Annotated in this window: 26 protein-coding genes and 1 pseudogene; 6 read left to right on the forward strand and 21 right to left on the reverse strand. The window is 53.0% G+C overall.

Annotated features, from left to right (window positions below):
• Window positions 1-672 precede the first annotated feature (672 nt).
• On the forward strand, window positions 673-1,215 hold the full coding sequence (locus SOJ49_RS16780) for a flavodoxin (protein ID WP_369855633.1): 543 nt from the start codon (window positions 673-675) through the stop codon (window positions 1,213-1,215).
• A 483-nt stretch (window positions 1,216-1,698) separates the two neighbouring features.
• Here the strand turns inward: SOJ49_RS16780 and clpX are convergent.
• From clpX to SOJ49_RS16875, 19 genes and pseudogenes are all read right to left on the reverse strand, one after another.
• A pseudogene (gene clpX, locus SOJ49_RS16785) lies at window positions 1,699-2,934 on the reverse strand (ATP-dependent Clp protease ATP-binding subunit ClpX); the annotation flags it as partial.
• Window positions 2,935-2,992: 58 nt separating this feature from the next.
• Window positions 2,993-3,862: a nitrogen fixation protein NifM gene (gene nifM, locus SOJ49_RS16790; RefSeq protein ID WP_369855634.1), complete on the reverse strand. Its 870-nt coding sequence runs from the start codon at window positions 3,860-3,862 to the stop codon at window positions 2,993-2,995.
• Window positions 3,859-4,344 (reverse strand): nitrogen fixation protein NifZ, encoded by a 486-nt coding sequence (locus SOJ49_RS16795; RefSeq protein WP_369855635.1) that lies wholly within the window; start codon window positions 4,342-4,344, stop codon window positions 3,859-3,861. The genes nifM and SOJ49_RS16795 overlap by 4 nt, the downstream gene beginning before the upstream one ends.
• A gap of 21 nt (window positions 4,345-4,365) precedes the next feature.
• On the reverse strand, window positions 4,366-4,704 hold the full coding sequence (gene nifW, locus SOJ49_RS16800; RefSeq protein WP_369855636.1) for a nitrogenase-stabilizing/protective protein NifW: 339 nt from the start codon (window positions 4,702-4,704) through the stop codon (window positions 4,366-4,368).
• A 99-nt stretch (window positions 4,705-4,803) separates the two neighbouring features.
• Entirely contained in the window at window positions 4,804-5,352 is a 549-nt protein-coding gene (locus SOJ49_RS16805) for a hypothetical protein (RefSeq protein ID WP_369855637.1), read from the reverse strand.
• A gap of 5 nt (window positions 5,353-5,357) precedes the next feature.
• The gene (gene cysE / locus SOJ49_RS16810; RefSeq protein WP_369855638.1) at window positions 5,358-6,149 is read right to left on the reverse strand and encodes a serine O-acetyltransferase; all 792 of its coding nucleotides are present in this window, start codon (window positions 6,147-6,149) and stop codon (window positions 5,358-5,360) included.
• On the reverse strand, window positions 6,122-7,327 hold the full coding sequence (nifV, locus tag SOJ49_RS16815; RefSeq protein ID WP_369855639.1) for a homocitrate synthase: 1,206 nt from the start codon (window positions 7,325-7,327) through the stop codon (window positions 6,122-6,124). Before nifV ends, cysE begins: the two co-directional genes overlap by 28 nt.
• A 26-nt stretch (window positions 7,328-7,353) precedes the next feature.
• Window positions 7,354-8,562 carry a cysteine desulfurase NifS gene (gene nifS, locus SOJ49_RS16820; RefSeq protein WP_369855640.1) on the reverse strand — a complete coding sequence of 403 codons (1,209 nt, stop codon included), beginning with the start codon at window positions 8,560-8,562 and terminating at the stop codon, window positions 7,354-7,356.
• 2 nt (window positions 8,563-8,564) lie between these two features.
• Window positions 8,565-9,482, reverse strand: coding sequence for a Fe-S cluster assembly protein NifU (gene nifU / locus SOJ49_RS16825; protein ID WP_369855641.1), 918 nt, complete (start codon window positions 9,480-9,482; stop codon window positions 8,565-8,567).
• A 67-nt stretch (window positions 9,483-9,549) separates the two neighbouring features.
• The gene (locus SOJ49_RS16830; RefSeq protein WP_369855642.1) at window positions 9,550-9,873 is read right to left on the reverse strand and encodes a HesB/IscA family protein; all 324 of its coding nucleotides are present in this window, start codon (window positions 9,871-9,873) and stop codon (window positions 9,550-9,552) included.
• A gap of 702 nt (window positions 9,874-10,575) precedes the next feature.
• Window positions 10,576-10,980, reverse strand: a complete 405-nt coding sequence (locus SOJ49_RS16835) for a hypothetical protein (protein WP_369855643.1) — start codon at window positions 10,978-10,980, stop codon at window positions 10,576-10,578.
• The gene (locus SOJ49_RS16840) at window positions 10,977-11,303 is read right to left on the reverse strand and encodes a ferredoxin (RefSeq protein ID WP_369855644.1); all 327 of its coding nucleotides are present in this window, start codon (window positions 11,301-11,303) and stop codon (window positions 10,977-10,979) included. Before SOJ49_RS16840 ends, SOJ49_RS16835 begins: the two co-directional genes overlap by 4 nt.
• Window positions 11,304-11,308: 5 nt before the next feature.
• Complete coding sequence (fdxB, locus tag SOJ49_RS16845) at window positions 11,309-11,611, reverse strand: ferredoxin III, nif-specific (RefSeq protein ID WP_369855645.1); 303 nt, start codon at window positions 11,609-11,611, stop codon at window positions 11,309-11,311.
• A gap of 188 nt (window positions 11,612-11,799) precedes the next feature.
• Complete coding sequence (locus tag SOJ49_RS16850) at window positions 11,800-12,012, reverse strand: CCE_0567 family metalloprotein (RefSeq protein WP_369855646.1); 213 nt, start codon at window positions 12,010-12,012, stop codon at window positions 11,800-11,802.
• A gap of 74 nt (window positions 12,013-12,086) precedes the next feature.
• Window positions 12,087-12,554 (reverse strand): NifX-associated nitrogen fixation protein, encoded by a 468-nt coding sequence (locus SOJ49_RS16855; RefSeq protein ID WP_369855647.1) that lies wholly within the window; start codon window positions 12,552-12,554, stop codon window positions 12,087-12,089.
• A gap of 36 nt (window positions 12,555-12,590) precedes the next feature.
• Complete coding sequence (locus tag SOJ49_RS16860; protein ID WP_369855648.1) at window positions 12,591-13,067, reverse strand: NifB/NifX family molybdenum-iron cluster-binding protein; 477 nt, start codon at window positions 13,065-13,067, stop codon at window positions 12,591-12,593.
• 28 nt (window positions 13,068-13,095) lie between these two features.
• Entirely contained in the window at window positions 13,096-14,532 is a 1,437-nt protein-coding gene (gene nifN / locus SOJ49_RS16865; RefSeq protein WP_369855649.1) for a nitrogenase iron-molybdenum cofactor biosynthesis protein NifN, read from the reverse strand.
• A 10-nt stretch (window positions 14,533-14,542) separates the two neighbouring features.
• Entirely contained in the window at window positions 14,543-15,955 is a 1,413-nt protein-coding gene (gene nifE, locus SOJ49_RS16870; RefSeq protein WP_369855650.1) for a nitrogenase iron-molybdenum cofactor biosynthesis protein NifE, read from the reverse strand.
• 390 nt (window positions 15,956-16,345) lie between these two features.
• Window positions 16,346-16,834, reverse strand: a complete 489-nt coding sequence (locus SOJ49_RS16875; protein WP_369855651.1) for a hypothetical protein — start codon at window positions 16,832-16,834, stop codon at window positions 16,346-16,348.
• 363 nt (window positions 16,835-17,197) lie between these two features.
• Between SOJ49_RS16875 and SOJ49_RS16880 the strand changes: the two genes are divergently transcribed.
• Both SOJ49_RS16880 and feoB read left to right on the forward strand, forming a co-directional pair.
• The gene (locus SOJ49_RS16880) at window positions 17,198-17,434 is read left to right on the forward strand and encodes a ferrous iron transport protein A (protein ID WP_369855652.1); all 237 of its coding nucleotides are present in this window, start codon (window positions 17,198-17,200) and stop codon (window positions 17,432-17,434) included.
• Complete coding sequence (gene feoB, locus SOJ49_RS16885) at window positions 17,431-19,731, forward strand: Fe(2+) transporter permease subunit FeoB (protein WP_369855653.1); 2,301 nt, start codon at window positions 17,431-17,433, stop codon at window positions 19,729-19,731. The genes SOJ49_RS16880 and feoB overlap by 4 nt, the downstream gene beginning before the upstream one ends.
• A 16-nt stretch (window positions 19,732-19,747) precedes the next feature.
• Here the strand turns inward: feoB and SOJ49_RS16890 are convergent, their stop codons facing one another.
• A complete protein-coding gene (locus SOJ49_RS16890) occupies window positions 19,748-20,359 on the reverse strand; it encodes a flavin reductase family protein (RefSeq protein ID WP_369855654.1) in 612 nt (203 codons plus the stop codon).
• Window positions 20,360-20,519: 160 nt separating this feature from the next.
• On the opposite strand from SOJ49_RS16890, the gene SOJ49_RS16895 reads away from it, so the two are divergent.
• A complete protein-coding gene (locus SOJ49_RS16895) occupies window positions 20,520-20,945 on the forward strand; it encodes a hypothetical protein (RefSeq protein ID WP_369855655.1) in 426 nt (141 codons plus the stop codon).
• 42 nt (window positions 20,946-20,987) lie between these two features.
• Complete coding sequence (locus SOJ49_RS16900; RefSeq protein WP_369855656.1) at window positions 20,988-21,953, forward strand: bile acid:sodium symporter family protein; 966 nt, start codon at window positions 20,988-20,990, stop codon at window positions 21,951-21,953.
• Here SOJ49_RS16900 and SOJ49_RS16905 read toward each other — a convergent pair.
• Window positions 21,925-22,809: a class I SAM-dependent methyltransferase gene (locus tag SOJ49_RS16905; RefSeq protein WP_369855657.1), complete on the reverse strand. Its 885-nt coding sequence runs from the start codon at window positions 22,807-22,809 to the stop codon at window positions 21,925-21,927. The two genes, SOJ49_RS16900 and SOJ49_RS16905, sit on opposite strands and share 29 nt — an antisense overlap.
• Before the next feature lie 447 nt (window positions 22,810-23,256).
• On the opposite strand from SOJ49_RS16905, the gene SOJ49_RS16910 reads away from it, so the two are divergent.
• Window positions 23,257-23,466 (forward strand): cold-shock protein, encoded by a 210-nt coding sequence (locus SOJ49_RS16910; protein WP_303433637.1) that lies wholly within the window; start codon window positions 23,257-23,259, stop codon window positions 23,464-23,466.
• Window positions 23,467-23,572 lie beyond the last annotated feature (106 nt).

The raw sequence follows: 23,572 nt of genomic DNA on the forward strand, positions 1-23,572 counted from the left end.
GAAATGATCAAAATTTGCACAATCTGACATTGTGCGGCCTCCCATCACGCCTGAGCGGATTTTTTGTCAACTTACACCCAAAGTTATCCACAAAAACTGTGGATAGTCTGCAACATTATTTTCATAAAACCCATTCTACCTGAAACACAAAATACCAATATTCATTGGTTATATCGTAATCAGGCTTATTCCATAATCTTTAAAAGCTACCAGAAACATCTGAAAAACAACCATTAACCTATTGTTTTTATTATACTTTATATGATCAAAGCAGTGATATAACCGTTCTATCTAACACGGCTAACATCGGCTTATTTTCTACCAAAAAACGTGCCATCTTTTAAAACTTATACACAACATCTGTGGATAACCACTGATTAACTTGAGGATCAGAGCCTTATAACTCTGTATATCTGATGCCAATATTGACCGTTACTCGTCTGGTGGGCATTTGTAAGAAAAGCAACAAAGCCGGGAAGATTCACTCGCTGAGCCTGTAGCATTCCCAACAACCACTTAGACCCAATAAAAAACTCTTATAAATTCAGCTACTTACAGCACCAACAAATTGGCACAACGCCTGCAAAAACCTCGTTATTAGCGACAGCCGTTTTGTACATCTGAAGCGGCCAACGGCAAGCGCCTATTTACCGTCCCAACAGGAGAAAACGCATGGCCAAAATCGGGCTATTTTTCGGCAGCAACACAGGTAAAACCCGCAAGGTTGCCAAGATGATCAAAAAGAAATTCGACGACGAAATAATGGCCGCACCGCTCAACGTCAACAAATCCGAAGCGGATGCGTTTGCCAGTTACGAATATCTCTTGATCGGCACTCCGACCCTGGGTGACGGCGAGTTACCGGGCCTGTCTTCAGACTGTGATGCAGAAAGCTGGGAAGAATTTTTACCCAAAATCGAAGAGATGGATTTCAGCGGCAAAACCATAGCGATCTATGGTCTTGGTGATCAGGTCGGTTACCCGGATGAGTTCCTTGACGCAATGGGTGAGCTACACGAGTTTTTCACCGAGCGTGGCGCTAAATTGGTTGGTAGTTGGCCGACCGACGGCTACGAGTTTGAACAATCTGCGGCTGTCATCGATGACAAGTTTGTTGGTCTCGCACTCGATCTGGATAATCAGGCCGGATTAACCGAAGACCGACTGAATGCCTGGTTAAGCCAGATTGCTCCTGAGTTTGGCTTGCCACTGTAAGTTTGCTTTCCTTCCTCGAAGCCTTGCATGGTCAGTAATCCCCACTGGCCGTGCCTTTTTACATTCCCTTTATCCCCTCACGATTCTATTCCCTGCCTACCCCCTGCTGCTCTCTGCTTCCCCTCGGCAACCGCATTGCTGGTTTCTCCTGTGGCCAAGTTCCCATGACCGAGTTGATCTGAGTTGCTATTTTGTAGTTACTTTTTGTAGTTACTATTACAGAAATAAGAGGCTGCCTTGAAGGAGACGGGGCTTGTCGCTAGAGGGCTACCGGTACGGCTGGGGATAACGCCCCATCCGTACCAGTGCATACAGACTGAAAATAACGGGAAGCGGAACTGCTGCTCAGGATAACGCTTGCCCACTACGGGATGCTGATGGCTCAGCCAACTCTTCGGCTTCAGCGGGTACGACCGGCGTTGGCAACGGCTCTTGCAGTACTTCACCATCACCAAACTCTTCCCGCACGCTCAGTTGCGCCGCCTCTTCCTCACCCGAGATCTGTACAGTACAGGATTTCAGATTGGCGCGGGATGGCAGATCAAACATGGTTGAAAGCAGCATGGATTCCATCATCCCTCTCAAGCCCCTGGCACCCGTGCCACGCTTGACCGCTTCCTTGGCGATAAAGGTCAGAGAATCATCGGTAAATTCCAGACCGACATTCTGGAATGCAAACAGCTGACGGTATTGTTTGGTCAGGGCATTTCTTGGTTCCGTGAGGATGCGTTTCAGGCTGTCTACGTCCAGATCCTGCAGGAAAGTAATCACAGGAAAACGACCGATAAACTCAGGGATCAGCCCAAACTGCAGCAGATCATCTGGCTGCAACGCCGCCAGTAACTGTTCATTACTGATGGCGGTGGCGGTATTGATGGGCGCGCTGAAGCCGATACCGGATTTGGGGGGTTGCAAGCGCTTGCTGATCAATTCAGCCAGTCCAGGGAAGGCTCCGCCGACGATAAACAGAATATTCTGGGTGTTCAGTACCACTTCCTCCCCACCTTCCCGGCGGCCGGATTTAGAAATACGTACTTCGCTGCCTTCGACCATTTTCAGTAGCGCCTGCTGCACTCCTTCACCAGACACATCGCGAGCGCTGGCACCACCGCCGCCACGACGGGCAATCTTGTCGATCTCATCAATATAGACAATGCCCCACTGGGCCTGTTGAACATCACCTTCTGCCGCTTCCAGTAAACGCTTGAGCAAGCTGTCAACGTCTTCCCCCACGTAGCCAGCCTGGGTCAGAGTGGTTGCATCGCCAATGACAAAGGGCACGCCAATGATCCGCGCCAGAGTTTTTACCAGCAGGGTTTTACCCGTACCGGACGGCCCTGCCAGCAGGATATTGGACTTTTCCAACTCCACCATGTCGTTGCCGCCATTGAGCGGAATCCTGGATTCGGATTGACCATCCTGGAATTTCAACCGCAGGTAATGGTTGTAGACCGCCACTGACAGCGTCTTTTTGGCCTCATCCTGGCCAATGATGTATTCATCAAGAAAATCCTTGATCGCCAGCGGCGTTTTTAATTCTGGCTCGGACGGGTTGTTGGTACGCCGTCCCCAGCTACTGACGACCTGGTAGGCCAGCTTCACGCATTGCTCGCAAATATGGCCATAGTTACCGGCAATCAGAGGAATCTGGGGGGATTTCTCAATCCCGCAGAATGAGCATGTGGGTTGGGCGGAGCTGGAACTTGGGCTGTCTGCCATGGTGACCTCCTGGATCAGTGCGCCGCGCCGACAATGCCCGGAGCGGCAGGTAATCGACTCAGACGCTGGCGGCGCGCTGTTTCAGCCAGAGTTTCTGGGTACGCTTGTTCTGGCGCTGCTGCAATTCTTCTTGCAGACGAGGCAGTACCTCATCCAGCGGCATCAGCGTGGCGGGATGTATCTTTTCACACCACAACAGGTGCCAGCCCAGTTCGCTTTCAATCGGTCCCCGCAGCTCATCTTCCGCCATCGAAAACAAGGCGCTGTCGAGTTCAGGAAACAAGGTTCCTGTCCGGATTTCTCCCAGCAAACCGCCATTCAGGCTGGTAGGGCACTCGGAATGTTTTAAGGCTTGCTCGGCAAAACGCTTGGGAGAACGTTGCACTCGGCGGGTAATATCTTGCAAACGCTGATAAGCAGCACCGCGTTCGTTCTCGGCAAAACCGTCATTCACCGTGATCAGAATATGCCGGGCGGTGCGGGTCTCGGGTTTTTCGAAGCGTTCAGGATGCAGGTAATAAAACAGCGTTGCTTCGGTATCATCAACGTGTACACCACGGCTGCCCACCAGTTCCATCACGGCCTCGACGGTGAGTTCGCGCAATAGCCCGTCACGTAAATCGGCCGTTGCCAAACCGTTCTGTTCCAGCGCTTCTTCAAACTGGGCATCGGATTCATAACGTTGACGAATCTGATCCAGCGCTGCCTCAAGTTGTGAGGCAGGGACACTCACCTGCGCTGCTTCCGGGCTGGTCAGTACCAGCTGTTCCAACGCCATTTCGTTGCTGGCAATACGTTGTAACTGCTGGGTCTGAACCTGAGTCAGTTGATGTGGCGAGCAGCCAAACTGCTCACCCGCAATACGCAGTTCACGATAGCCGTTTAGCGTTACGCCATCGTTTTGGGGAGATCGGGCCAGTGCACTCATGCTCCACCTCCAGCCTGTTGTGGGTCGGCAGTATCTGCACTCCGCTCCTGCTCGGGCGCTTCAAGTGCCTCTTCCGGCACCCGAAAAGTACGACTATGAAAGCGGGCGTGATAAAACAGCGCGCCCTCTTCACGAATCACCTTTTCTACCTCACCCAGATCACCAGGCTGCACGATGGTCTCTCCCTGACTTGACATCGATACGGTGGAAATAACGGCATCACGAAATTCAAAGCGATTACTGATCCAGGGTGCGGCGGCCGCGATCAGTTCTTCCTCACGACAGCCGACGGTCGTGCCGGTGTCCAGAAAGTGCACCCGATAAATCAGCTGATCTTGCAAGTAAGTGCCAACGTCATAAACACAACCGATGGCACCTCGTTGGATCAACATCTCCCCGACCTCCTTGCCGGGGTAGGTTCCATCGTTACGGACGTTGCGAATCAGCCTTACTTCATCGCCATATTCATAGGCAGGTTTCACAGGCCCCTCCTTCTGCTTGGATTACAGCAGGCTGTCCAATGGTACAAAGCCGGTTTGCGGTTCATGCATGCGGAATACCTTGAACACTTTTTCCGTCAGCGCATCGGACTCAACAAAATCCGAATAGGCGCGCTCAAGTAACGTCCGGTAGACAGAGCGTAACGCCTCGTCGTTACCCAGGTGCGTTGCCATCGAGTCTTCACTCTGACTCAGATAATCGTGATAACGCTGCATGATGTGCAGCCGGTTCACATGCACTACGGTTGAATCAAAAGGTACGCCGAAGTACTCCAGAAAATCCTCGGCCGACACCAACTCATCCAATGCGTCATCCAGGCTCAGTTCGTCTTGCAGTTCCATAGCGTTACCCCTCTGTTAGGTAGCTCTCATCATCAATCAGCATGGATTGAACGCTCCTGTCCTGACGGATCAGGAATGTCCAACGGTTATCACAGCGAGTCAGTCGCTTGCTGCGTGTTCTTCTGTCTCTGTTGTCGCTGCTGAGGTGTTATTCACCACCACAGCCGGGCCGATGGATTGCAACAGTGAGCGTGCGCCCAGCCGGTCGCTGGTATCAAACTCCACCACCTTGTTCAACATCCGCACACCTTCCGCCATATCACCCAGACGCAGCGTCAGGTAAGCCGCTCCTTTCAGTGCCAACAGGTAAAAGCGTACCCGTGTAAAGGACTCCAGCACGCCATTCGCCAGGTGGGTAAAAGTCAGCTTTTCCCAGTGATCCGGAAAACCGATTCCTGGAGCAATGCCTGCCATGACTTTGTAGGCGACTTCAATCGCTTCCGGCAGTCGGTGTTGGTAGTAATAAAACCGGTACAGTCCTACCAACACGGTCATATGACCAGGTGCCAAAGCGTAAGCTTGTTGCAAATATTCTTCCGCATCACCGTCGCCATAAGCCTGTGCTGCGCGGTTCATCAGCTCTTCAACGTCCGCACTCAGCGGCTCGTCGAAGTACATCCCCTGACCTTTGAAATCCTGCAAATCCATCCTGTTTACCTCACGCTTCCCAACGACTGCCGCACCTTGACGACCTGGCCTCCGGGACAGTCCTGTTCACAAATCTGGTTATCCGTTTCGCACTGGCTGTAGCGCTCACTGGCGTCGCGACTGTCGAGGCGCGACTCCAGCAGATCAATCCGGCTCAGCAGACAACTGATGGCCTTGCCAACAGGATCAGGAATCAGGTGATGGTCAAGATCAATACCATAAGGGTTGAGTAACCCGGCTTCGCGTAATTTGACGATTTTTCCTGGAATGCCCACCACCGTGCAGCGATCAGGAACATCTTCCACCACCACTGAGTTAGCACCCACCCGACTGCCATTACCGACGGTAATATTGCCGAGAATCTTGGCGCCTGCACCAACCATGACGCCATCACCCAGCGTTGGATGACGCTTGCCCTTGTTCCAGCTGGTGCCGCCAAGGGTAACGCCGTGGTAGAGGGTGACGTCATCGCCAACGACGGCGGTTTCACCGATAACAACACCAGCACCGTGGTCAATAAAAAAACGTGCCCCGATCGTGGCTCCAGGATGAATATCAACGTTGCTGACCAGTCGGGCAAAAAACGACAACCAACGGGCACCATAGCGCCAGCCTCGCAGCCACAGCCGGTGAGAAATACGGTGAAGAATCAGAGCGTGAACACCGGGATAGGTGGTCAACACTTCAAAAGTGGTACGGGCTGCCGGGTCACGCTCAAAAACGCTGGCGATATCTTCACGCCACTGTGACCATAACGATTGTGATGTGGTTAGCTGGCTATCGGATGCAACTGACATACATTGACCTCCTCTGTCTGGCCGCTGGCCGGACGGCTGTGACTCATTACCGGTTCCAGTGCGAGATACAATTCCATCAGCTGACTGGCCGATGGTACCTGTTTGGAGCGTGTCACCAGAATCCGCAGCTGCTGCAACAGCAGTGGCACCTGCCAGCTCAGCAACTCAATCCCAATGTCCTGATAAGCCCGGATCAATCCATGTTTGCCAGAGTGTTTACCCAGCACCATCTGATGCTGACGACCCAGTTCTAGTGGATCGAGTCCCTGATAATTCAAGGGATCCTTGATCAGACCATCAACGTGAATACCAGCCTCATGGGTAAACACCCCGGCCCCCACGATGCTTTTATTCCAGCTGACGCTGCGACCGGATGCCTGCGCCACCAGAGCTGACAATCCTGGCATCAACAGGGTGTTCACACCGCTGTCGATCTGATGCAAGTGTTTCAAGGCCAGCACACATTCTTCCAACGGAGCATTTCCCGCCCGCTCACCCAGACCATTCACCGTGGTGTTGATATGGGTTGCACCACCCATCACTGCGGCCAGGGTATTGGCCGTTGCCAGGCCATAGTCGTCGTGGGCGTGCATTTCCAGCTCCAGATCTGTACGGCTGCGCAGGGTACGCATGGTCTCCAGTACAGAAAATGGCTGCATGATCCCGACGGTATCGGCAAAGCGCAGACGTTGAGCCCCGGCCCGCGTGGCAATATCAGCCAGCCGGGCAATAAAATTGGCATCGGCCCGTGAAGCATCCTCACAGCCGAGACAGACTGCAAAACCTTCGTCTCTGGCTTTGGCCACCAGGCGCTCTACCTGTCCCTCCACCCAGCGACGATCCCGGCCCAGTTTGTGGGTAATCTGCTGATCCGATACCGGAATCGACAAATCCACCATATCCACATCCAGGCCACGAACAGCTTCCAGATCCTGATCAAACAAGCGACACCAGGCTAACAGCCGTGAGGGAAGTCGAAGCTCGGCAATGGCTTGCATCACCTCCCGCTCTTCATCCCCCATAGCAGGAATCCCGATTTCCAGTTCCTGTACCCCCATCGCCGCCAGATGACTGGCAATCGCCAGCTTTTCATCAGCTGTAAAGGCAACCCCGGCGCTCTGCTCGCCATCACGCAGGGTGGTGTCATCTATTACAATGGCTGGAGGTGCTGTGGTCATGGTGTCGCTCCCGCTATCAACTTGACTCAGGCATAAACAGGCGCAAATGCCTGCTCAGGATTTTCCACCGGACCGTTATCACTCCAATAAGGAGACAATTTGCGTAACTTGGCCACAATGGGAGGCACTGCTTCGATCACCCGTTCGATTTCTTCCGGTGTGTTGTAACGACTGAGCGAAAAACGCACCGTGCCGTGGGCGGCGGTATAAGGAATGCCCATCGCCTTCATCACATGAGAAGGCTCCAGCGAACCAGAGGTACAGGCGGAACCAGACGACGCGGCAATACCGGCCTTATTCATCAGCAACAGGATGGCTTCCCCTTCGATGTACTCGAAGGCAATGTTCAACGTGTTGGGCAGGCGATTGGTTGGATCACCAGTGACGAAGGAGTGCGGGACAACTGCCAGAATACCTTCCTGCAAGCGGTCACGCAGTTTCGCGACCTCAGTGTTTTCATATTCCATGTGCTCCATCGCCAACTCACAGGCCTTACCCAGGCCCACGATGCCAACGGTGTTTTCCGTACCGGCACGACGACCGCGTTCCTGATGGCCACCACGTAACAAGGGACGGAATCGCACTCCGCGACGCAGGTACAACACACCAACACCTTTGGGGGCGTGTAACTTGTGCCCGGACAGCGATAGCATGTGAATGCAGGTGTCTTGCAGGTTCATCGGGATCTTGCCAACCGCTTGCACAGCATCGGTATGAAACAGCACCCCGGCGTCATCCGCCATTTGCGCCATTTCCAGTACCGGGAAGATAGTGCCGGTTTCATTGTTGGCCCACATCACTGAAACAATCGCCACCTGGTCACTCAGCAGCTTTTTGTATTCATCCAGATCCAGCCGGCCTTTGTCATCGACTGCCAGTTTGTGCACGGTGTACCCTTCCGTTGCCAGGTAATCACACAGATTCAGTACCGCTGGATGCTCCACCACCGTGGTGATGATTTCCTTGCGTTCTGGCTGAGCTTTTAATGCCGACAGAATGGCAGTGGAATCCGACTCAGAGCCGCAAGAGGTGAAAATGATTTCAGAATCGTGCTCGGCACCGAGTATGTTCTGAACACTTTTACGGGCCGCTTTGATCGCGAATCCAACCTTGTTACCAAAGCTGTGCATGGATGACGGGTTGCCAAACTGCTCGCTGAAATACGGCATCACAGCGTCCACCACTTCCTGATCGCACATGGTGGTAGCGTTATTGTCGAGGTAAATATCAGCCATGATCAGACTCCTGCAATTTCAACGGGACGTTCGGTGTGAGGGATCACTTTGACAAACTCACCCAGTTCTTCGATCAGCTTTTGCTGTACGCCGCCCAGCGTCATGGCAGCCATCTGACAACCGGAGCAGGCTCCTACCAGCTTGACGTAGATATTCCGGCCTTCCACATCCAGCAACTCCACATCACCACCGTCCGCCTGTAAGGCTGGACGCAGACCTTCCAGCACCTGCTGAATTTTCAGGATGCGCTGCACGGTGCTTAATTTGCCGGGCTGTTCTGGAGCGGCTTTTGGCGCCAGGTTAACGATGCCTTCTTTTTTACCGATCGCGCCGGGAGTAAAGCTTTCACCACGGGCAGCCAATTCTTCCGAAAGAATGTTCTCAATGCCTTCGTGGCAAGAAGAACAACCACCACCGGCCTTGGTGTAGTTGGTAACTTCTTCCACCGTACTGAGATTGTTGGCCTTGATGGTGTCGCGAATCATCACGTCATCAATGGCGAAGCACTTGCATACCAGCGCGCCTTCCTCGTGATCATCGGCCCACACTTCTCCGCGATAATTGGCCACCGCTGCTTGCAAGGCTTCGCGGCCCATGACTGAGCAGTGCATTTTTTCTGGCGGCAAGCCGTCGAGAAAGTCAGCGATATCCTGGTTGCTGATTTCCAGCGCCTGATCCAGAGTCTTGCCTTTTACCATCTCGGTCAGTGCCGAAGATGATGCGATGGCAGAACCACAACCAAAGGTCTGGAAGCCAGCTTCCAGAATGATCTCGGTCTCTGGTTCGACTTTCAGGGTCAGACGCAAGGCGTCGCCACAACTGATGGAACCCACGTCGCCAACGGCGTTCGCCTCGGCGACCGAACCGGCGTTTTTGGGGTTGTAGAAATGTTCTTTAACGGTTTCAGAGTAATCCCACATAATTCTGCTCCTGGTATCGATGCCTGATTGCGGCTGGTCTGGATCGGATATGGATCAGCGGCTGAAATCAGGCGCTGAATGATTTGCCGCAACCACAACTGTTGGATGCATTCGGGTTTTCAAACTTAAAGCCACTGCCTTCAAAGCCATCAATAAAATCCACCGTAACGCCGTCCAGCAGCGCTGCGCTGTTTTCGTCTACCAGCACAGTAAGGCCGGAAAAATCCAGTACCTCATCGCCCTGGGTCACACTCTCTTCCAGTTTCATGCCATATTGAAAGCCAGAACAGCCGCCACCTTCGACCTTGATGCGAAGTCCCGCCATCGGGGCCTCAGTGGACTGCATAAAACGGCGAACTGCGGAAATTGCGCTATCGGTCATCGTGATCATGAGATGTTGCCTCCTGTGGCTGCGGCCGCTCCCAGCGAAGACTGGAGCTGGGCGATAAGGGTTGCCTGAAGAGAAAGTGCAATCGATATGCCACGCAAATTACACATAAAAAACATTTAAAATTCATATAGTTAAAGACAATGTCGGGATTGAAATGATGTAGCGAACACCACGTATGCAAGGCTTTGTCGCAGTTACGACAAGACCTTATGTTGGGTTTGCACTGCACCACAGTACCCAGTACCTGAACTCTGTATCCGCCATGCCAAGACCCTCGCCAGAGACTCTGTCGCAACAGATAACCCCGGTAGATTTTCCTGACCAATGGTGTTGAATACGTAGCCGTTTGATGGGTTGTCGCGATGTTGTCAGGCCTGGTTTTGTTCTCAAGCCATGGTGCAAGACGACCTGCCAATAACATTGGAGATAACGGCGATAATGATGGCGATCACGATGACGTGGACAAACAGACTGCACCGCTGCAGACAAACCGGGAGTGATTCCCGGTGACACGGTTGAGTGAGGAGTAGCGAGTGGTTTGATGAATATATCGCGGTGTCGTCAGGCCAGGTTTTATTCCCAAATTCGGGGGCAAGGCGCACCGCGTTGACGATAGCGTGGGGAGACAGGATTCGCCGCTGTAGGCAACCACAGCAGATTGTCCCGACGGGTGCCGTTGAAGCGGTCGACTTGTTTGTTGTCTCAGGGTACCGGAATCAGCCGCAACTCCGTCTTGATCGCACCTGGCTGGCCCCAGCCAGTCACCGCTTCAATAAACCAGGCTGGTTTGTGTGGATGCACACACAGCACATCGTATTCGGCAAACAACTGGCTACCAGGCCGTAACTGCATGGTTCCCTGATTCATGCCCAGCGGCGTTTTCCAATAACACTGCAACGATTCGGTCTGATCAAATGGATCGATACGAACCTCAGCGGCATCAAAGGCATCCAGAATGCCCGAACATTGTTCCTTCAAGCCAATCTTGGCCAGCTCCGCCAGCAATGCCTGCTGCATGGCGGCAATACGGTCGGCCTCCTCGGCCAGCCGTTCCGCCACCACCCCGGTGATCGTCCCGGGGCTTTTCTTGCTTGCCATCAGGCTCATTGCCACACCTCGTCCGGAGCCACCTTGTCGAGCCAGGGTTCCCCGGCAACCAGATGCTGATCAATGATCTGATCAACATCTGCTGGCGTGATCTGCATATACAGCGTACCACCAGGGTACACCAGCACATTGGCTCCAGCCCGACATGGCCCCAGGCAACCGGTAGCCACCAGCGACACTTTATTGAACAGTCCCTTGGCGATCAGTCGTTCGGAAAAGGCCTGCATCATCGGGCCTGCGCCCTTTTCACCACAGCTGGATCGAGGGTGCCCCGCCGGGCGCTGCTGGCTGCAAACAAATACGTGGAATTCCGGTTTTGGCATGGTGGTTACCCCGCTAGCGGTTCATGTGTGTGACAATTTTTGGGACAAACACGAGCGCAGGAGACACAACCAATGCAGTCATCAGCATTGGCGATGGTCATCACCTTCATCTCGTCGTCATCATCGTAAAAGTCATCGTCGTCTTCAGCATCAACCACATCAGCGCGGTCAACGAGGTCGAAGACATCGCGCGGGCATACCTTGTAGCAACGGCCACAGCCGATGCAGGTCATCGGGTTCAGTGCGGTAACAAATTCGGGCGTCCACTCTTCACCGCCCCGTGTGCGGCCAACGATGGTGTCAGTCATGGCCGATCTCCTCTGGTTAATGGCTAATCACGGTTGTTTGTTCTTTTTTCGACGCCCCTGAGGTACGCCTCTGCAAACATGTGCGACAAACACATGCTTCAATCCTGCTACCGACAAGGTTCAGGCTCTCTGGCCCGTTAAACTCGCGGATGATTCTGGTTCTGGGTACGTCCGCAACACATTCGTGTTTATGCGGTTTCTGCAACCTCGTCATACGCCGCCTGGGCTGCCTTCCAGGCTTCGCAGGCAGCAATTGCTTCCTGAGCCAGGGCGGGCAATGTCTCGTACTCAGTCCAGTAAGTATCTTCAACCACGTCATGGATTTTTGATGCAATTTCGGTGGCGATACGTTTTTGAGTACTGGCGGCTTTTTTCAGCGCCTTGATTTCTTCGGGAGTCATGGATTGTCCTCCGTTAATAAAATGCTTAAATAAAGTGCTTATGTTAGGCCACGGCATGCCGTGGCCTTGATGGCTTACATTTCGGCAACAACCCGGTGATCATTGATCAGGGCTACTGCCTTGCTGCTGACTTTTTCTATTTCTTCAATCATTTTTTCGAGCGAATCAAACCCGAAGCGGTGCACATCACGCAGGACTTTATCCAGCACCACCAGTTTGCCAACGATAATCATGGCGCGGCCGAAACCCTCGTGCGTAATGTTGATGACTGGCACTGCCATCAGTCCGGATTCTTTTTCAATGGTGGTGGACAGGGCGTTGTAGTACGCCTTGATCCGCGCCACAGTGGTCTCATCCGGGTCGCCTACCACCGGAATTTCACGACGACGAGCTTTGGTCAGGATCATCGGATCCAGCACCTTGTCGTCACTCCAGGTGTCGTAGGTGCCATAGCTGTCCATGGCGCGTAATTGCACCACAACCTGGCGAACCAGCGGGTTGGCAAGCTGGGCGTTGTCCGCATCAATGACGGTGTCGTTCATGGTATTTCTCCTGAGGATGTAGTGGTGGCGGGCGAATTATTCGCTCCAGCCTTCCGATTCCATGGCGTCAAAACGAGTAGGATTAACGACGAGTTGACTGCGAATAGCCTTCGCTAACCAGGCCGATGGCCCTTCTCGCAGTTCCTGTTGCAAACTGGCAATCATCTCGCTGATCTCGGTGCCATCACTGACCTTGACCGGCTGGGTGCCCTGAGCGAGTAACTGTCGAACTGCCGAGGCACCGCAAGCTCGGCAATACACGGCAACACAACCGCTGAGCAGCTCAAGCTTCTCGGCCAGTTTGTCTTCGTTACCATCCTGCTTGAGGTCGCCAAATTCACTGACGGCGAGTAAATAGGCGTTATCAATATTGACGCCGTAAATAGAAAATGAATGAGCTGAGCCAAAGTGCTGATCAACTTCCACCTGATTTGACGTCGCAAAAGCGACTTTCAGCAAGGTGTTGTCGTCATCGTTGTCGTCCAACACTTCCAACTTGCGAGTAATACTCATGAGTGTGTCCTCTCTACAAATTGCTGACTCAGTGAGCCGAGGCGTCGCTGGGGCGGAATCCGGCTTTCACGCCATCTGTCTTCTGCGAATAACAGGAATGATAGGGCTCCAGTTCGTGGTGTTGGCTTAACACAATATTGGCCAGATCAAACAGCGCCTGACTGGTACCGCGATAACCAAACCAGCAGCGCTGGAAACCACCAACCACGTCGTATTGGGGAAAACCGATACGGAACAGCGGAATACCCAGCCGCTCGGCACTTTCGACACCATGACTGTTGGTCAGCAGAATCTGCGCATCTTCTGCCGCAGCCACGGCTTCCAGGTCTTCGAGATCACCGATCTGTAACTGAACGCCTGACAGTGTCTTCAGTGCTGGCCCTTGCGTTGGCACCACCGCAGCCACCACTTCGGCTCCCATGCCCTGTAACAGCCGGGTAAAAGCGGCCAGCATATCCGGATCCGAAGCAATGGCGACGCGTGTCAGCCCGATCATAAAATGGGTATCCAGCATCGCGTCTTGCAGCTGTTTACGCTGACGAATCCAGCGGTTGGGCACTGGCTGACCGCTTAACTGCGACAGGGTATGAAACCATTGGTCGACGGCATCCAGTCCCATCAAATGGCCAAAGCAATGTGTCGGTACCGTCGTGTGTTTTTCCAGCCACTGACCGCAATTGTGCAGGCTTTCACCCACAGCCAGCGTCGCCAGGCTTTCACCGGCAGTGGCGATATCAGCAACACTGACACCACCAGTGGTGACCGGACTGAAGGGTTCATCAGACAGATGTCCATCCAGAGAACCGGACAAATCAGGTATCAGCAGCGGCCGCAAGCCAAAGCTCTCGATACTTTCGGCAACAAACTCCAGGTCGGTCGGAGACAGATTGGCACCACAAAGTACATTTACCTGTTTGTGACGCAGACCGGCACGGGGGTTGTCTGCTTCGGCCGCAGGCACCAGGGTTTGCAGCAAGCCTTTTACCGCGATAGCAAAACCGCTTTCAAAAGAACCACTGAAATCTGGCGTATTCACTGCCATCACCGCAGTGCTGACAAACTGCGGATACTGACGTCGAAACTCGCCCACCGCACGTTTGATATCGGCTCCCTGGGTTTCTGCCAGACCGGTGGTCACCAGACCAATTAACGCCGGTGCACTTTTTTCACAGATCACTTTCAGCGCTTCAACAATATTGCCATCCGCCCCCATCACCGAGCTGACTTGATCCATCGCGGTGGTTTGCAACGGCACCGGCTCGCGAAAATGACGCACAAAAAATACTTTGGCGAAGGCGGTGCAGCCTTGCGAGCCATGCATCAAAGGCACTGCTCGGGCGACCCCCAATACGGCCAGCGCTCCGCCTATGGTCTGACTGGTTTTTAACGGGCTGACCGACAACGCTTTTTTGCGCTTCTTGATCACTTCGGTCTTGCCCGGTTCCATATTGACAACGTTATTCATATTCTGCCCCTTATCCCTGTGCTGACAACAGATCGCCCTGGCGGGCGGGGGTTTCCCAAGGTGCCGAGCGACGTACGGCTTCCCATACCGGGCTTTCAATGGTCAGTGACAACTGCCGTACCAGCTCCAGCATGCCGTCGTAACCGGCATAACCAAATTCACGCTCCTGGTTAATATCCAGAAATGGAATACGGGCTTTCAGGGCGGTATACATATTGCGACCACCGGCAATGAGGATATCGGCTTGATAATCCTTGACGGTTTGCAGCAGGGCTTTGGGGCTGCCTTCATCCAGCATCTTGACGTCATCACCCATCAGTTCACGAATACGGGCCTTGTCTTCTTCAGTCGACTTTTTGGTGCCGGTGGCAACCACTTTCATACCAAGATCCTGCAGCGCAGAAATCACCGACCAGGACTTTACTCCGCCGGTATAAAGAAGTACTCGCTTACCGGCCAACCGCTTACGCCATGGTTCCAGCTCTTCACGAATACGTTTCTCTTCCCGTTCGATCAGGGCTTCGGTGCGCTGGGTCAGGTCGTCATCACCAATAAAACGGGCAAAATCCCGCAACGCTTGCGAGGTATCGGTAATGCCGTAAAAGCTGCCTTCAAACCAGGGCGTGCCAAAACGATCCTGCAGCTTGCGCGCGACGTTCAGCATCGCCTTGGAACACACCATCATGTTCACTTCAGCATGATGCATGGTTTGCACTTCGTGGAACCGGGCATCACCTGACAGTGTGCAAAGCACCCGGATACCCAGTTCATCCAGCAGAGGTAATACGTACCAGAATTCGCCAGCAATGTTGTATTCGCCAACCAGGTTCACGTCATGCACCTTGATGCCAGGGCGTTGTACCGACTCAGGTAACGGCTCGGGGTCACGATGCCCGACCACGTACTTGACCATGGCTTCACCCGCGATGCGGTTGCCAAGATTTTTGGTGCCGTAAAAACCAGCGGCATCGACCGGCACGACCGGCACTCCCCAGCGCGCTTCAGCGGCTTTGCAAATAGCATCAACATCATCACCCACCAGTGCCGGAACACAGGTGTTGTAAACAAAGACCGCTGGCGGGTTGTAGTCTTCTACCGCTTGTTTGATGGAATGAAACAGGCGCTTCTCGCCACGTCCCATCACCACATCCTGTTCTGTCAGGTCAGTGGTCATGCCAATGCGATACAAGGTCGGGCCACTGGAACGGGTACCCCGGTTATCCCAGGAGCTGCCCGCACACGCGATCGGGCCATGCACGATATGGGCAACATCAGCGATAGGCAGCAAGGCAATCTGGGCACCATCAAACGCACAGCCGCCGTCGGTGGCACCAGGCGTCGGCTTGGCACAACCGGACTTTTCCTTTTTGTTGTGCTCACAGGCTGGCTCGTCCATCAACTCGGCGATGTCTTTGGCTTTCATGCTCTGCCCTCTCTGCGAAATTCGGTGTCTGAAAAACTCTGAAAGACAAGGTGCAAACCAGGGGCCAGCATGTAACCAATTGATTTAATTAAATTTTCAACCAAAAAACCGTGTAGTAAACACGACAAGACAAAACGATTGGAGGGGATATGACAATGGCGGGATTGTGACCAGAGACGCTGCCGGGAGCAGGAGCACGCACGTTGTGAGCATACTCCGGCAACAATCGACACAAGCAGGAAACGCTGGAGAAAAAGAGAGTTATAGCGATGATTGACTGGCTTCAACCGCCCGAGCCGGGCAGATTACGATCCGTAGTTGAAGTGCCATTGGGATATTACGCAGTGCAATAAAAAAAGCGGTAGCGAATATGTTCGCTACCGCCTTATATCAGGATTCTTTCCAGGTTTTTACGGTATCCATACCGAATTCGGCAATCCACTGATCCAGCTGACGAGGATTACGTTTGATTTTGTCAACGCTCTCGTTCGTGTTCGGATTACGATAAGTACCGACTTCCAGCTTGGGTTTTGGCTGCACGATTTTCTTTTCACGCTTGCCACTACGCACTCCTGCCCGCTCAAAATGCTTGCGCAAGCTATTGTAGATAGGTAATGGCGATTCTTGCCGGGACATTTCCAGAACCCAATTCTCGATTTGCTCGGAACGGGATACATATAGTTCAGACTCAGACAAATTATTCTGTTCGCACAGGCGTTTGATCTCTACGTCAAACTCTTCCAGTCCCTTGAGCTTTTTCTCATGTTCCTTTTTCATCTGTTCGAGCTCAACAATTTTTTGTTGATGCTGCTGAATCCGCTTATCGATATCGTTATCCAGAATGCTCACTTTCACCTCTGCGACAGTATGTAAACACATAGAAACCTCGACCAGCATGATCCGGAAACTAAAAATCCGGTGCAACACACGGTACATTCTATGTATTCGGGTTAATGTTAACGCAAGTATAGACCTGCTTTTAGAAGAACACTACACAGAATACCCGGCAAGAGATTCTATTTAATCCGAATAAGTACAATATTTATTTATTAGCGGATCCCGAGAAAAATACCAAATGATTTTATCGACAGTCAGAAAGTTCCGCTAAAACTCCCTCACAATTCAGTAGATGTGATCTGCGGCACATCCGCAAACAAGGCAAACAAGGCAAACAGCACTTGCCCATCCAAATGATAAACATTATCATTTTTTCCCTTGAGCTTCGTTCGGACTGAAAATTCTATGACCATGACACTGGATCAGGCACGTATTGGTGAGCATGTACGGGTAACCGGATTTGCCGCTACGGAAGCCCAGTTCCGCCGCAAGCTCCTGGCACTGGGCGTTGTACCGGGTGCAGAAATTGAAATCCGTCGCGTCGCCCCCCTTGGCGATCCTATTCAGATCCAGCTACGTGGAACCTCGGTGAGCCTGCGCAAACAGGAAGCCACCATCCTGCTGGTGGAGAGTATTACGTGAAACCTGCTGTAATCGGCCTGATCGGCAATCCTAACTGTGGCAAGACCACTCTGTTCAACCAACTGACCGGTGCCCGCCAGAAAGTTGGCAATTGGCCTGGGGTAACCGTCGAGCGTAAAGAAGGTGTCGTGGTTATTCGCGACCAGAATCTGACTCTGGTCGATTTGCCAGGCACTTACGCACTCGACAGCCAGGATGACGACGTGTCTCTGGATGAGCGTATCGCCCGAGACTTTGTTATCGGCGGCGAGTCCGATCTGGTCATTAATATTCTTGATGGCTCGAACCTGGAGCGCAATCTTTATCTCACTTCCCAGCTGCTGGATATGGGCGTGCCCATGGTATGCGCAGTCAATATGCTTGACGTTGCCGAGCGGGAAGGAATACATATTGATACTCAGCAGCTGTCTACCCTGCTGGGTGTAGCGGTTGTACCAATTGTTGCGTCGACCGGCGATGGTATTGAAGAATTACGCCGCGTCGTTGGCCATGCCCTGCAGCATTCTGCCGTCCCGACCCCCATGTGGCGCGCATCCGGCAACATTCATACGGCACTCGAAGAATTGATTGCTGCCTCCGGGCAAACCCTGTCCAATCCGCGCTGGATGGCTTCTCGGGCACTGGAGAGTGATCGCCAGGCCGCCGCCGATGTTGGGCCAGCCTATCGCAGCGCCTATGTAAAACTTGCCGCCGACTGGCGTCAACGTATAGAAAGCCAGGAACATCAGCCAATCGATGTGCTGATTGCCAACTCCCGCTTTACATCAATAAGACGTCTGACCCATCAGGTCGTCAGCCTGCACCATACCGGGCGCTCACTCACCGAGCGTATCGACAGTTGGGTACTGAACCGCTTCCTTGGTATTCCCTTCTTTCTCGGCATCATGTATTTGATGTTTACCTTTGCGATTAATTTTGGCGGCGCGTTTATCGATTTCTTTGACATGTCGTCATCGGCTATTTTTGTTGAGGGCAGTCGTTACCTGCTCAACGCCATATCCGCACCAGAATGGCTCATCACCTTGCTCTCCGATGGATTGGGTGGCGGCATTCAGCTGGTCGCCACCTTCATTCCGATTATTGGTGGTTTATACCTGTTTTTATCCATTATTGAAGACTCTGGCTATATGGCCAGGGCAGCCTTTGTTATGGATCGCCTGATGCGTTCAGTCGGGCTGCCAGGAAAGTCTTTTGTGCCACTCATTGTCGGATTCGGCTGTAACGTTCCTGCGGTAATGGCCGCCCGGACAATGGACACCCATAAAGATCGTTTATTAACCATCGCTATGGCACCGTTTATGTCCTGCGGTGCCCGGCTGTCTGTATTTGCCCTGTTCGCCGCTGCGTTTTTTGCAGACAACGGTGCCACCATGGTGTTTGCACTTTATATACTTGGCATCGCCATGGCACTGCTTACCGGTCTGGCGCTGAAGAACACGCTGTTCAAACCGGAGTTAACTCCGTTTGTTATGGAACTACCGGCTTACCATATCCCGACCGTCAAGGGTGTACTGATTAAAACCTGGGAACGACTGAAGTCGTTTTCAATGCGAGCCGGTAAAACCATTATTATTGTGGTTACTGTACTGAGCTTTTTGAATTCAATTGGAACAGACGGTTCCTTTGGCAACCAGAATAATGAGAAGTCGGTATTGTCCGGCATTGCCAGAGTGGCGACCCCGGTATTGGCACCGATGGGAGTACAGTCTGACAACTGGCCCGCAACCGTCGGCATCATTACCGGTATTTTTGCCAAGGAAGCCGTTGTGGGAACACTGGACGCCCTCTACAGTCCGGACGTAATAGCCGATGACCGTCAATACAACCTGCCCAATTTATTACTGGAATCCCTTCTGACCATTCCGGATAACCTTGCCAATGTGGCGAATAATCTGCTCGATCCTCTGGGACTGAATCTGATTGGTGCCGACCAAGGCGAAGAGCAAGGTGTGCACTCTGGAACATTCAGTGCGATGGAATTGTTGTTTGGCAGTCAGCTGGCGGCCTTTTCCTACCTGGTGTTTGTACTGTTATACACCCCCTGTGTTGCCACTCTGGGTGCTATGGTGCGGGAAGCTGGCATCAAATGGATGATGTTTGTTGCCATCTGGAGTACTGGCCTGGCCTACACCACCGCCGTACTGGTGTATCAGCTCGGTAGCATCACCGCCCACCCACTGAGTTCCGGGGTCTGGTCGCTCGGCTGCGTTGGTTTTATCGCTGGCTGTTTGCTGCTGATGCGGCGTCATGGCAAACGCCGCGACGCGTTATTGATACCGATAGTCCAGCTTAACTGACGCCAAGCCCGTATGCTCAGTCGGGTCTGATTCGACTGAGCAGTTCTCCCAAGCCAGCATAGGCTTTGCCACCCAGCCGCCCCAGAGGATCAACCGCTTCGGCATTGATCTGCTGACGCTGCTTAACCGGCTCAAGTACCGTTTCAGCCACGTAAAGCTGGTCGATCTGCAGAAACACCAGATGCTGTGGCGCTGGCCCCAGATCGACTTGCTGCTGGTAATGACAGGCAAATGCCAGAGGCGAATCAGTCAGTCTCGGTAAGCCTCCAGCGATAAACTCTGTAACCGCCAGCCCCTGTTGATCCACTTCACTCTCATCAAACCCCAGAGTAGCTGAGCTGGTGTTAACCGCATCCAGATCCGCGACACGGGGAATATGGACAACGCACTCTCCGGTTCTGCGCAGGTTTTCATAACTGTCTTTTTCCATTCCTGCCGACTTCTGTCCCATGGACACCACCAGTGTGGGCGGATTGGAACAGACAGGGGCAAAAAAAGAATACGGTGCCAGGTTCAGGCTGCCCGACGGGTTTCTTGTCAGAATCCAGGCGATAGGACGCGGCAGCACTGCTTGGGTCATTAAAAAATAGCGTTGGGATGCTTCAATTTCTGCAAAATCAACAATCATGAAATCTCCTGCCGGTTAACCGGGATTGTCAAAGACAGCGACCTGTCACCTGAGTTCGCTGGCCCCACTCAAACACATCACATCGCCGCCATACAAACGTCATTCTAATGTCATTTGCCAGAGGACTAATACAGGCATCCAAAGCCAGCCGGATTTGCTCATGAGCGAAATACCTTTTTCCCGGAGCTTTATTCGCCATAGCGGCATCGCCGCCCTGGTCGTTATCACATTAATGCTGAATGGTAGCCAGAATACCGCCGGTTATTGGCAGGCCTGGAACAGCAAACGAGAAAACTGGCAGGTCAATCAGTGGCCCAATTGCCAAAACACCAAACACTATCAACAATACGATCAACAACAATACGATCAACAACAATGCCGCCAGCAATGGCGCCAGTTACTGACCGCCGCCATGGACTATAACCGCGAAGTGAATGCCATGCCTGGCTGGCTCTGGCGCGCATGGCTGTATCCCGATCTACCCCGCTGTGTACGTATTCCTGCACAGATAACGCCAGCACAGGCACAACTGAGTGCCGCCACGGTACTGCGGCCCTGCCCCCGAGACCAGCGCCAGGATTCCTGATATGGTCGCGACTTCAGAGTTAGCGATATTCGGGTAAATACCATGCTGTCATTACAAAGCGTCTTTCCTCTTCTTGCTATAGCGGTGAGCTGGCTGGCGTGGAACGACCCCCAACCACTACTGGGTTGGAACGTCGCTGTTATTCCATTACTGATGTTTATTATGTTTTGCATGGGCCTGACTTTACGGGCACAAGACTTCCGCCGTATCTTGCGCAAACCGGAACCGGTCGCTATGGGCGTCACCTTGCAATATCTGCTGATGCCACTGCTTGGCTGGTTGCTGGTGCATCTGTTGGCACTGCCAGACGAAGTGGCGTTAGGTGTCATTCTGGTAGGCGTATGTGCCGGTGGAACGGCATCCAATGTCATGACCTACCTGGCTGGGGGTGACGTTGCCCTGTCAATCAGTATGACTCTGCTTTCCACCCTGTGGGGCGTTGTCCTGACCCCATGGCTACTGAGCTTCTATGCCTCCGCAAGCGTCAGTGTCGATATACTCGCGATCCTGCTGACGACCGCAAAAATTGTCGTGCTGCCGATCATTGCTGGCATCGCCATCAATCATTACCTCCCGGCACTACGCCAGGCAGTCAACAAACAGCTGGCAAACGCCGCAACCGTCGCCATATTGGCCATTATCGCCATCGTCGTTGCGCTGAATGCCGATGAGATTGCCACGGTGGGCGTCATGACATTACTGGCGGTGGCGTTACACAACCTGCTCGGTACTGCGTTGGGTTATACGTTGGCGCGCTGGCGCGGCTTTACCGAAGTCGAGTGTCGCACCATTGCCATCGAAGTAGGCATGCAAAATTCAGGACTGGGGGCAGCGCTGGCGTTGCAGTTTTTTACCCCCCTTACTGCCCTGCCCGCCGCCCTGTTCAGCGTCTGGCATAACCTCAGCGGCGCGCTGCTAGCCTCCTGGTGGCGCTGGCAAACCCGACGCCGGATTCGCCAGTTGCAAACAGCCAGTGTGGTCAGCAAGACTGATAACGCAAAACCTTGAGTCCTGCCGTATCATCCACTTCCACAAAAGCATCCGGATTCGGCAAGCGCTCGATGTAGCACCAGTCCGGACACTCGTTGGCAACTTGCTCGCGCAAAAAATGCTCCCCCAACTCTGGCGCATTCAAACACAGTAACAACTCCCCTCCAGGCGCCAGCATCTCCGGCAGGCGCCGCAACAACCTCGGGTAATCCTTGCGAATATCAACACTGCCTTTCTGGAAGGTTGGCGGATCAGCAATCACCAGATCGTAGGGGCCATGTTTTTTCAGCCGTCCAAATGAACGAAAAATATCCACCCCCTCAAAAACAACCCGATCGAGCTGGTGTTGATTAAGGCGGTGGTTATCCCTGCCGATAGCCAATGCTCTGCGGCTCATATCAACATTCACAACCCGTGCCGCTCCGCCCGCAATCGCCGCCACGGAAAAGCCACAGGTATAGGCAAACAGGTTTAACACCCGCTTGCCGGCACCATGTTCCAGCACCCAGCGGCGACCATTGGCCATATCGAGAAACAGGCCGGTATTCTGGAACTGGCCAAAACTGAGTTCATAATTCAGACCATGCTCAGTGACTTCCAACCGGGCCGGCAGTTCACCCACCAGGGCTTCCATCGGTGCCATGGGTCGACAGCGATACTGCACCGCCACTACCGTGGCCTCAGCCAGGGTCGCCATCAGCCAGGCTGATAACTGCTCGAGCCAGCCCATTACCGGCTCCTGATACAGGGTGATCAGTACCAGTGGCGTATACCAATCAATATTAACGTGTTCAAAGCCGGGTTCACTGTGCCCCCGGCCATGAAACAGCCGCTGAGCCTCACACGACACAGGCAGACGAAAATCGGGAATCATGAGTACAATTTATCCAGACAAAACCATTAAAACGAACGGACTCACAGAGCCGTATGCCGATCACCATAACAGCATCAGCTTGAGCCATGATGGGAGAGCGAGAAATAAGACAATTCTGCCGTTCTACTGGCATTTATTTTGCCTTATGAATAACCGTCTGAGGCAAATTGGGCCAATCCGATAAGGCCGACAGACAATCATCCCACTCAGGCTCAATTCATGGCCAACTATTTTGCATCAGTCCTTGGTCACCAGAACTTACTGAGCTACTATGGCAGTGAGCTTGTCGTTTCAAGCTCTATTGGCGAGTGCTCCAGATTCACCCGAAGTGTGCAGGATACTGGTCGATATCGGCATTGATTGCTTACCGGATGACCGGCCAGTACCGCAGTGCCAGCAAAATCGCATTAAATTGGCTTTGGCCAACATCAATTTCAGGAAATACAAATGGCAGATCAAGTTCAGGGCACTGTTAAGTGGTTCAACGATGAGAAAGGATTCGGCTTTATTGAGCAGGAATCTGGTAAAGATGTTTTTGTTCACTACAGTGCTATCAACGGCGCAGGCCGTAAGTCACTGCAGGAAGGCCAGAAAGTGACCATGGAAGTAACCATGGGCCAGAAAGGTCCTCAGGCTGAAAACGTCAACCCTCTGTAACATCCTGGGCCGTTCTACGGCCGTGGCCCTGTTATCTGTTTGGTCACCCTTTGTGTTTTCACCAGGCGTGTCACCCTTCAAGATTCGCTGGCCAAAAGTCCGCTGA

The organism is Candidatus Thalassolituus haligoni (assembly GCF_041222825.1).
GTDB lineage: Bacteria > Pseudomonadota > Gammaproteobacteria > Pseudomonadales > Oceanobacteraceae > Oceanobacter > Oceanobacter antarcticus.

Bases quoted from the DNA above. Each gene is read 5' to 3' on its own strand.
- SOJ49_RS16780 (WP_369855633.1), top strand. From the start codon at position 673: ATGGCCAAAATCGGGCTATTTTTCGGCAGCAACACAGGTAAAACCCGC.
- nifM (WP_369855634.1), bottom strand. From the start codon at position 3,862: ATGAGTGCACTGGCCCGATCTCCCCAAAACGATGGCGTAACGCTAAAC.
- nifW (WP_369855636.1), bottom strand. From the start codon at position 4,704: ATGGAACTGCAAGACGAACTGAGCCTGGATGACGCATTGGATGAGTTG.
- SOJ49_RS16805 (WP_369855637.1), bottom strand. From the start codon at position 5,352: ATGGATTTGCAGGATTTCAAAGGTCAGGGGATGTACTTCGACGAGCCG.
- cysE (WP_369855638.1), bottom strand. From the start codon at position 6,149: ATGTCAGTTGCATCCGATAGCCAGCTAACCACATCACAATCGTTATGG.
- nifV (WP_369855639.1), bottom strand. From the start codon at position 7,327: ATGACCACAGCACCTCCAGCCATTGTAATAGATGACACCACCCTGCGT.
- nifS (WP_369855640.1), bottom strand. From the start codon at position 8,562: ATGGCTGATATTTACCTCGACAATAACGCTACCACCATGTGCGATCAG.
- nifU (WP_369855641.1), bottom strand. From the start codon at position 9,482: ATGTGGGATTACTCTGAAACCGTTAAAGAACATTTCTACAACCCCAAA.
- SOJ49_RS16830 (WP_369855642.1), bottom strand. From the start codon at position 9,873: ATGATCACGATGACCGATAGCGCAATTTCCGCAGTTCGCCGTTTTATG.
- SOJ49_RS16835 (WP_369855643.1), bottom strand. From the start codon at position 10,980: ATGAGCCTGATGGCAAGCAAGAAAAGCCCCGGGACGATCACCGGGGTG.
- SOJ49_RS16840 (WP_369855644.1), bottom strand. From the start codon at position 11,303: ATGCCAAAACCGGAATTCCACGTATTTGTTTGCAGCCAGCAGCGCCCG.
- fdxB (WP_369855645.1), bottom strand. From the start codon at position 11,611: ATGACTGACACCATCGTTGGCCGCACACGGGGCGGTGAAGAGTGGACG.
- SOJ49_RS16850 (WP_369855646.1), bottom strand. From the start codon at position 12,012: ATGACTCCCGAAGAAATCAAGGCGCTGAAAAAAGCCGCCAGTACTCAA.
- SOJ49_RS16855 (WP_369855647.1), bottom strand. From the start codon at position 12,554: ATGAACGACACCGTCATTGATGCGGACAACGCCCAGCTTGCCAACCCG.
- SOJ49_RS16860 (WP_369855648.1), bottom strand. From the start codon at position 13,067: ATGAGTATTACTCGCAAGTTGGAAGTGTTGGACGACAACGATGACGAC.
- nifN (WP_369855649.1), bottom strand. From the start codon at position 14,532: ATGAATAACGTTGTCAATATGGAACCGGGCAAGACCGAAGTGATCAAG.
- nifE (WP_369855650.1), bottom strand. From the start codon at position 15,955: ATGAAAGCCAAAGACATCGCCGAGTTGATGGACGAGCCAGCCTGTGAG.
- SOJ49_RS16875 (WP_369855651.1), bottom strand. From the start codon at position 16,834: ATGTGTTTACATACTGTCGCAGAGGTGAAAGTGAGCATTCTGGATAAC.
- SOJ49_RS16880 (WP_369855652.1), top strand. From the start codon at position 17,198: ATGACCATGACACTGGATCAGGCACGTATTGGTGAGCATGTACGGGTA.
- SOJ49_RS16890 (WP_369855654.1), bottom strand. From the start codon at position 20,359: ATGATTGTTGATTTTGCAGAAATTGAAGCATCCCAACGCTATTTTTTA.
- SOJ49_RS16895 (WP_369855655.1), top strand. From the start codon at position 20,520: ATGAGCGAAATACCTTTTTCCCGGAGCTTTATTCGCCATAGCGGCATC.
- SOJ49_RS16900 (WP_369855656.1), top strand. From the start codon at position 20,988: ATGCTGTCATTACAAAGCGTCTTTCCTCTTCTTGCTATAGCGGTGAGC.
- SOJ49_RS16905 (WP_369855657.1), bottom strand. From the start codon at position 22,809: ATGATTCCCGATTTTCGTCTGCCTGTGTCGTGTGAGGCTCAGCGGCTG.
- SOJ49_RS16910 (WP_303433637.1), top strand. From the start codon at position 23,257: ATGGCAGATCAAGTTCAGGGCACTGTTAAGTGGTTCAACGATGAGAAA.